Annotated in this window: 5 protein-coding genes and 2 pseudogenes; 6 read left to right on the top strand and 1 reads right to left on the bottom strand. The window is 60.9% G+C overall.

Going from position 1 to position 8,012, the window contains the following annotated elements:
- From HX786_RS25180 to HX786_RS25170, 3 genes are all read left to right on the top strand, one after another.
- Positions 1-682 (top strand): circularly permuted type 2 ATP-grasp protein (locus HX786_RS25180; protein ID WP_178912736.1); only part of this gene is annotated, 682 nt, incomplete at its 5' end.
- A gap of 3 nt (positions 683-685) precedes the next feature.
- Positions 686-1,636 (top strand): alpha-E domain-containing protein, encoded by a 951-nt coding sequence (locus tag HX786_RS25175; RefSeq protein WP_004371204.1) that lies wholly within the window; start codon positions 686-688, stop codon positions 1,634-1,636.
- A complete protein-coding gene (locus HX786_RS25170; protein ID WP_004371203.1) occupies positions 1,633-2,436 on the top strand; it encodes a transglutaminase family protein in 804 nt (267 codons plus the stop codon). The genes HX786_RS25175 and HX786_RS25170 overlap by 4 nt, the downstream gene beginning before the upstream one ends.
- Positions 2,437-2,540: 104 nt before the next feature.
- Here the strand turns inward: HX786_RS25170 and HX786_RS25165 are convergent, their stop codons facing one another.
- On the bottom strand, positions 2,541-3,344 hold the full coding sequence (locus tag HX786_RS25165; protein WP_177022184.1) for a cytochrome c: 804 nt from the start codon (positions 3,342-3,344) through the stop codon (positions 2,541-2,543).
- 681 nt (positions 3,345-4,025) lie between these two features.
- Here HX786_RS25165 and HX786_RS25160 point away from each other — a divergent pair.
- The 3 genes and pseudogenes from HX786_RS25160 to HX786_RS25150 all read left to right on the top strand — a co-directional run.
- Positions 4,026-5,042, top strand: a pseudogene (locus HX786_RS25160) (acetyl-CoA C-acetyltransferase); the annotation flags it as partial.
- Between the two features lie 69 nt (positions 5,043-5,111).
- Positions 5,112-7,142 (top strand): annotated as a pseudogene (locus tag HX786_RS25155) (3-hydroxyacyl-CoA dehydrogenase NAD-binding domain-containing protein); the annotation flags it as partial.
- Positions 7,143-7,245: 103 nt separating this feature from the next.
- A complete protein-coding gene (locus HX786_RS25150; protein ID WP_008434897.1) occupies positions 7,246-7,974 on the top strand; it encodes an amidotransferase in 729 nt (242 codons plus the stop codon).
- Positions 7,975-8,012: the final 38 nt, after the last annotated feature.

Raw genomic sequence — 8,012 nt, 5'->3', positions numbered from 1 at the left:
AGGCGCCGACCTGTTCGTGCGTGATGACCGCGTGTTCATGCGCACCACCGATGGTCCCAAGGCGGTGGATGTGATCTACCGTCGCCTCGACGACGCGTTCCTCGACCCGCTGGCCTTCAACCCGGACTCCATGCTCGGCGTGCCGGGCCTGCTGGCGGCGTACCGCTCGGGCAACGTGGTGTTGGCCAATGCCATCGGCACCGGGGTGGCGGATGACAAGTCGGTGTACCCCTTCGTCACCGAGATGATCCGTTTTTACCTGGATGAAGAACCGATCCTGAAGAATGTTCCGACGTTCCAGTGCCGTAATCCCAGCGAACTGTCCCACGTGCTCGCCAACCTTCCGGACTTGGTGGTGAAGGAAACCCAGGGCTCCGGTGGCTACGGCATGTTAGTCGGCCCGGCCGCCTCGGCGGCGGAAATCGAAGCCTTCCGCGCACGCATCAAGGCCAAGCCCCACGCCTATATCGCGCAACCGACCCTGTGCCTGTCGACATGCCCGACCTTCGTCGAAAACGGCATCGCGCCACGCCACATCGACCTGCGCCCGTTTGTGCTGCAAGGCAAGGAAACCCGTGTGGTCCCCGGCGGCCTGACTCGTGTGGCGCTGCGGGAAGGCTCGCTGGTGGTCAACTCGTCCCAGGGCGGCGGCACCAAAGACACCTGGGTGGTCGAGGATTGAAATATGTTGAGTAGAACTGCCTCGGATTTGTATTGGATGTCACGCTACCTGGAGCGCGCGGAAAACCTCGCGCGGATGCTCGATGTCAGTTATTCGCTGTCGCTGATGCCCCAGGACGGGCGCGGCGATGGCCTGCATGAACTGGCGATGCCGCTGCTGATCACCGGCACCCTCGACGATTACCGCGAGCGCCACGGTGAACTGCACGCCGAACGCCTGCTGCACTTCTTCGCCCTGGATGCTGCCAACCCGGCCAGCATCTACAGCTGCCTCGGCGCTGCACGCGCCAGTGCCCATGCCGTGCGTGGGCGAATCACCGCCGACATGTGGGAAAACATCAACGCCACCTGGCTGGAAATTCGCGACATCGCCCAGCAAGGCCTGAGCCGCTACGGCATGAGCCGGTTCTGCGAGTGGGTCAAGGAACGTTCCCACCTGTTCCGCGGTGCCACCTACGGCACCATCATGCGTAACGACGCCTTTCGTTTTATTCGCCTGGGCACCTTTATCGAGCGCGCCGACAACACCCTGCGCTTGCTCGACGCCCGCTATGAAATGGCCGGCGACCAGGCCGAAGCGGTCACCGATGGTACCGCCCATGCCTACTATCAATGGAGTGCGTTGTTGCGGGCGTTGTCGTCGTTCGAGGCCTACACCGAAATCTACCGTGATGCCCCCGGCGCCCGACAAGTCGCCGAGCTGTTGCTGCTGCGCGCCGACGTGCCGCGGTCGCTGCGGGCCTGCAGTGAAGAGATCGACCAGATCCTTGGCAGCCTGCCCGGCATCAACGGTCGCCCGGCCCAACGCCTGGCAGCGGAAATGGACGCACGCCTGCGCTATACCGCCATCGACGAAATTCTCGAGGAAGGCCTGCACGCTTGGCTGACCGACTTCATCCCGCTCGTGCGCGAGTTGGGCGATGCTATTTACAGTTCCTACCTGGAGGCGGCATGAGACTTTCCATCAGCCACGAAACCACCTACCACTACGAAGACCAGGTGCGTGCCAGCATCCAGTACCTGCGGCTCACGCCCCACGACAGCGAGCGCCAGCATGTCCTCAGTTGGCAGTTGGACTTGCCCCGGCCGGTACGGGCGCAACTGGACCCGTTCGGCAACATCCTGCACGTGTTGACCCTGGACGAGCCCCATGAAGCCATCATCATTGGCGCCCGTGGCCAAGTGGATATCGACGAATTGCGCGAGGCCGAACATGAAAGCCAGTCGGCCTTCCCGTTCCTGCGCTGCACCCGGTTGACCGAGCCGGACGAGGCCCTGCGCAGCTTTGCCGAAAAGCATTGCCATCAACGCCGCGACCGCAGCGCATTGATCGACCTGATGCACGCGCTGAACCAGTACATGACCTATTCGCCGGGTTCTACCGAAGTCGACACCTGTGCGGCCAAGGCGTTTGCCGGGCGTGCCGGGGTGTGCCAGGACCACACCCACGCCTTCCTCGCCTGTGCCCGCAGCCTGGGGATTCCGGCGCGTTATGTGTCGGGGTATTTGTATAGCGAAGACTGCGAGCACCTCGCCAGCCATGCCTGGGCTGAAGCGTGGCTGGATGACGCCTGGTACAGTTTTGACGTGACCAATCAACTGGCGCGGCCGGAGCGGCATTTGAAGCTGGCGGTGGGTCTGGATTACCTGGACGCCTGCCCGGTACGAGGCATGCGTCGTGGGGGAGGGCATGAGCAGATGCATGCCAAGGTATTTGTAGCGCCGACACCGGTGATTTCGGTGCAGCAGCAGTAGGATCCAGGGAGAGAGGGAGCTCTGTGTAGCAGGAAAGCTCTCCGTGCCAGGACAGCTTTTTGTGGCGAGGGAGCAAGCTCCCTCGCCACAGGTTTACCCGAGCCTTAAGGCTGCTTTCTGCCTGCCATATGCTTCAAATACCCCACCAGCAGATCCAGGTCCGCATCCGGCAATACACTGGTGGCAAACGCGGGCATCTTCGCCTGTGGCCAGTGCCGCATGCTTTGCGGATCGCGGATGTAGCGCTTGAGGAAATCCCCGGCAAAATATTCAGTGGGGTTGTAAGGAATATTCAGGTCCGGCCCCACCTGCGCATCGCCGGCCCCGTTCAGGCGATGACATGCCAGGCAGTTCTTCTGGAACAGTGCGAACCCCTGATTCACCGGGTCATTCGCCGCCAGTTTCGGATCCGGCAACAACGCCGGGAAGCGCTCAGCCACCGTCTTCAACTGCTTGATCCCGGAAATCTGAAACGGCCACTGCTCAGGGCTGATATGCCCGGCTTGTGGATCGGTCCACACCAGATAAAACGGCCCGGCACTGGGCTTGCCGTCTGCCAGTGGCGGCCACGGATGCGCCGGATCTTCCACCGCCAGCCAGGCCCGCGCGCCGCTTTTTGATAGCAGCGGTGCCGCCGTCAGTTCCGCGGCAAAGCCGTCGAGGGCCACTGCCTGCAGATGGTTATCCGGCATGATGCCTGGCAACAGCGCTGCCAACGGCACTGCGCGATACGTCATGTTGCGCTTGTAGGAAACGTCATCAACGATCTGCACCGTCTGCGCATCCGGACGCTTGAGCAGTTCGGTGGTTTCCCAGGTTTTGCTGGCGTGATCCAGCTCGACGGTCAATTTCGCGGCGTGCGCCGGCAAGGCCAGCAGCAGGATCAGGAGGACGATGATCTGTTTCAAGGAAGGGCCACATATCGGAAAAGGCGGTGGAACTCACGATACCGCAAAATCAAAAAATCTCGGCGCGCAAAACGGCAGCCCCTGACGGGATCGCTATACGCAATATCCCGAAAGGCGCTGCCAAAGGCTGCGATCCTGGCGCTGTGTCTGCGCAGAATGTGGGGTGTGAGAGGTCACCCAATGACCTTGGTGAGGTTGGGCAAGATCAGAATCAGGGTGGTGGCGAACAGAATAAGTCCCGCCTGACGTACTTTCGAATGCTTGAACATGGCTGACTGCCTTTTGTTGTTATTCCTGAGCGTCAAATGCGTGCCGGTCGATTCAACTATGACGGTGCTACATGACTCTTTTCTTACAGTTCCTACAGGTGCTCCAGCAAAACCCGGCAGCAACCTTTAACTTCTCTTACAGATTCAACCTTAGAGCCCTCGTTCTACATGGCTTAGATCCATTTCATCTCATCAACTTAATAAAACTTATTAAAAAGGCATGAGGCCAATTGCCAGCCAGACGCCAGCCCTACGGCTAGACAGCTAAAACGATTAATCAGCCGATTCCCGTAGCCTCCTACCGTTCGTCTGAGCGTGAGCGTCAAGGTCAATGAGCGGTTCGGTCATTGAATCCGGCGCCCCGGCGCCTAAGGTAAGGGCACGATTCGTTGCATAGTGATTCGAGGACGTCATGACCCAAGCTTTGATCTTTGATGCGATACGCACGCCCCGGGGCAAAGGCAAGGCGGATGGCGCCCTGCACAGCGTCAAGCCGGTGAACCTGGTGGCCGGTTTGCTGACGGCACTGCAACAGCGCACCGACCTCGACACCCGGCAAGTGGATGACATCGTCCTGGGCTGTGTCACACCGATTGGCGACCAGGGCGCCGACATCGCCAAGACCGCCGCGTTGGTGGCGTACTGGGATATCAGCGTCGCCGGTGTGCAGATCAACCGGTTTTGCGCCTCGGGCCTGGAAGCCGTGAACCTCGGCGCGATGAAAGTGCGCTCCGGCTTTGAAGACCTCGTGGTGGTGGGCGGCGTCGAGTCCATGTCCCGAGTGCCCATGGGCAGTGACGGCGGCGCCTGGGTGCTCGACCCGCAAACTAATATGCACAGCCATTTCACCCCGCAAGGCATCGGTGCCGACCTGATCGCCACCCTGGAAGGCTTCACCCGCCAGGACGTCGACGCCTTTGCCCTGCACTCACAGCAGAAAGCGGCGCGGGCCAGATCAGACGGTTCCTTCAACAAGTCGCTGATCGCCGTGCAGGACCAAAATGGCATTGTGCTGCTGGATCAGGACGAATTCATCCGTGCCGACTCCACCCTCGAAGGCCTGGGCAAACTCAAGCCCAGCTTCGAAATGATGGGCCAGATAGGCTTCGACGCCACGGCGTTGCGGGTCTATAGCCACGTCGAGCGCATCAACCACGTGCACACACCGGGCAACAGTTCCGGGATCGTCGATGGCGCGGCGCTGATGCTGATCGGTTCTGAAGCCAAAGGTCGCGAACTCGGCCTGCAACCCCGGGCGCGGATCGTCGCCACCGCTGTCACCAGTACCGACCCCACCATCATGTTGACCGGCCCGGCACCGGCAACCCGCAAGGCACTGGCCAAGGCGGGTTTGCGGGTTGAAGACATCGACCTGTTCGAGGTCAACGAAGCGTTTGCGTCGGTGGTGCTCAAGTTCATCAAGGACATGGNNTGTGTGTCGGCGGCGGCATGGGTATCGCCACTATCATCGAACGCCTCTGAGCCTAAGGAATCAGTCATGACCGATGCCATTCGTTACGAAAAGGGCCAGGACCAGATTGTGGTGCTGACCATCGACATGCCCGGCCAGAGCGCCAACACCATGAACGGGGTGTACCGCGAGGCCATGGCGGCCACCGTCGCCCGCCTGGACGCCGAGAAGGATTCGATTGCGGGCGTGATCATCACCTCGGCGAAGAAGACCTTCTTTGCCGGCGGCGACCTTAATGAACTGATCAAGGTCGACAAGCCCCACGCCAAGGATTTCTACGACAGCGTGCTGGTGCTGAAGGCGCAACTGCGCACCCTGGAAACCCTCGGCAAACCGGTAGTGGCCGCGATCAACGGCGCAGCGCTGGGCGGTGGCTGGGAGATTTGCCTGGCGTGCCAGCACCGTGTGGCGCTGGACCACAAGTCGGTACAGATTGGCCTGCCGGAAGTCACCCTCGGGCTTTTGCCGGGTGGCGGCGGTGTGGTGCGCATGGTGCGGATGCTGGGCCTGGAAAAAGCCTTGCCCTACTTGCTGGAAGGCAAAAAGATTACGCCGCAGCAGGCGCTGCAAGCCGGGTTGATTGATGAGCTGGCGGCAGACCGTGACGAGCTGCTGGCCAAGTCCCGGGCGTGGATTCTGGCCAACCCCGAGGCGAAACAGCGTTGGGACATCAAGGGCTACCAGATCCCGGGTGGTACGCCGTCCAACCCGAAAGTCGCGCAAATGCTCGCCATTGCGCCATCGATCCTGCGCGCCAAAACCAACGGCTGCTTCCCGGCCCCGGAAAAAATCCTCTGCGCCGCCGTGGAAGGTGCCCAGGTGGATTTCGAAACCGCGCACTTGATCGAGACCCGCTACTTCACCGAGCTGGTCACCGGGCAAGTGGCGAAAAACATGATTGGCACCTTCTGGTTCCAGCTCAATGAAATCAATGCCGGCAGTTCGCGGCCCAAGGGCTTTGCACCTTATGTAACACGCAAGGTCGGCGTGCTCGGCGCCGGGATGATGGGCGCGGGCATTGCCTACGTCAGCGCCTCGGCGGGCATTGAGGTGGTGCTCAAGGACGTCAGCCAGGCGGCGGCAGAGAAGGGCAAGGCCCACTCGGCCACGTTGCTGGACAAGAAGGTCGGGCGTGGGCAATTGACCGCCGAACAGCGGGAAACCATCCTCGCGCGGATTGTTCCTACCGAATCCGATGCTGATCTTGCCGGCTGCGACCTGATCATCGAAGCCGTCTTCGAGGATCGGGAACTCAAGGCCAAGGTCTCGGCGGCCGCGCAAAACGTGGTGGGTGCCGAAGCGGTGATCGCCTCCAACACCTCCACCTTGCCCATCAGCGGGTTAGCCACCGCCGTTCCAGACCAGGGCAAGTTTATCGGCCTGCACTTCTTCAGCCCGGTGGACAAAATGCCCCTGGTGGAAATCATCAAGGGCGCCCGCACCAGCGACGAAACCCTGGCGCGGGGATTCGACTTCGTACTGCAAATCAAGAAAACCCCGATCGTGGTCAACGACAGCCGCGGCTTCTTCACCTCGCGGGTGTTCGGCACCTTCACCAACGAAGGCATCGCCATGCTCGGCGAAGGCGTGGCGGCGCCGATGATCGAGACCGAGGCACGCAAGGCCGGCATGCCTGTGGGACCGCTGGCGGTCTCTGACGAAGTTTCTCTCAGCCTGATGAGCCATATCCGTCAACAGACGGCCAAGGACTTACAGGCCGAAGGCAAGCCGTTACCGCAGCACCCGGCGTTTGCCGTGATCGACCTGTTGCTCAATGAATACAAGCGCCCGGGCAAGGCGGCGGGTGGCGGTTTCTACGAGTACCCGGCGGGCGGGCAGAAACACCTGTGGCCTGAGTTGAAAAACCGCTTTGAAAAGCCTGAGCAACGGATCTCGGCCCAGGACGTACGTGACCGCTTGCTGTTCATCCAAGCCATTGAAACCGTGCGCTGTGTGGAGGAGGGCGTGCTGATGTCGACGGCGGATGCCAACGTCGGCTCGATCTTCGGTATCGGCTTTGCCGCCTGGAGCGGCGGAGCGCTGCAATTCATCAACCAGTNNATCAAAATGTGGGAGCGGCGATGGGGCTTGCCTTGGAAGGGTATTTCAAGGCAGGCTCTGGGGGTGTTCATTATTCCCATCGCCGTGTCAGGTATTTTTTATGTCGTTACGCGTGTGCATCCTGGAAACCGATATCCTGCGTCCTGGGCTGATCGATCAGTACCAAGGGTACGGGCAGATGTTCAAGCGCCTGTTCTCCAAACAGCCGATTGCCGCCGAGTTCGTCATCTATAACGTGGTGCAGGGTGAATACCCGGCGGATGAAGAAGTGTTCGACGCGTACCTGGTGACGGGCAGCAAGGCCGACTCCTTTGGCACCGATCCGTGGATCCAGACCCTCAAGACCTACCTGCTGGACCGCCATGCCCGCGGCGACAAGCTGATCGGCATCTGCTTCGGCCACCAGTTGCTGGCGCTGCTGTTGGGTGGCAAGACCGAGCGGGCGACCAAGGGCTGGGGCATGGGCATCCATGACTACAAACTGAACGCCAAGGCACCGTGGATGAGCCCGGTGGTGGAAGAACTGACGCTGTTGATCAGCCACCAGGACCAGGTCACCACCTTGCCGGAAAACGCCACCGTGATCGCCTCCAGCGAGTTCTGCCCGTTTGCGGCGTACCACATTGAAGACCAGGTGCTGTGTTTCCAGGGCCACCCGGAATTTATCCACGACTATTCCCGCGAGTTGCTGGAGATTCTTCAGACAACGCTGGGGGAGAAGGTCTACACCAACGGTGTGGCCAGCCTGGAGCGAGACCATCACGGCGTTACCGTGGCGGAATGGATGATGCGGTTTGTGGCGCACAAACCAAAAGCGGACGTGGCCTAACTATTCGGGTTGATTGACGAGCTTTTTGTGGCGAGGGA

Origin of the sequence: Pseudomonas sp. 21615526 (assembly GCF_013386245.1) — a bacterium.
Taxonomy (GTDB): domain Bacteria; phylum Pseudomonadota; class Gammaproteobacteria; order Pseudomonadales; family Pseudomonadaceae; genus Aquipseudomonas.
This window is presented reverse-complemented; position numbering and strand designations above follow the sequence as displayed.

Coding starts and splice junctions, on each gene's coding strand:
- HX786_RS25170 (WP_004371203.1), top strand. CDS start 1,633: ATGAGACTTTCCATCAGCCACGAAACCACCTACCACTACGAAGACCAG.
- HX786_RS25150 (WP_008434897.1), top strand. CDS start 7,246: ATGTCGTTACGCGTGTGCATCCTGGAAACCGATATCCTGCGTCCTGGG.
- HX786_RS25175 (WP_004371204.1), top strand. CDS start 686: ATGTTGAGTAGAACTGCCTCGGATTTGTATTGGATGTCACGCTACCTG.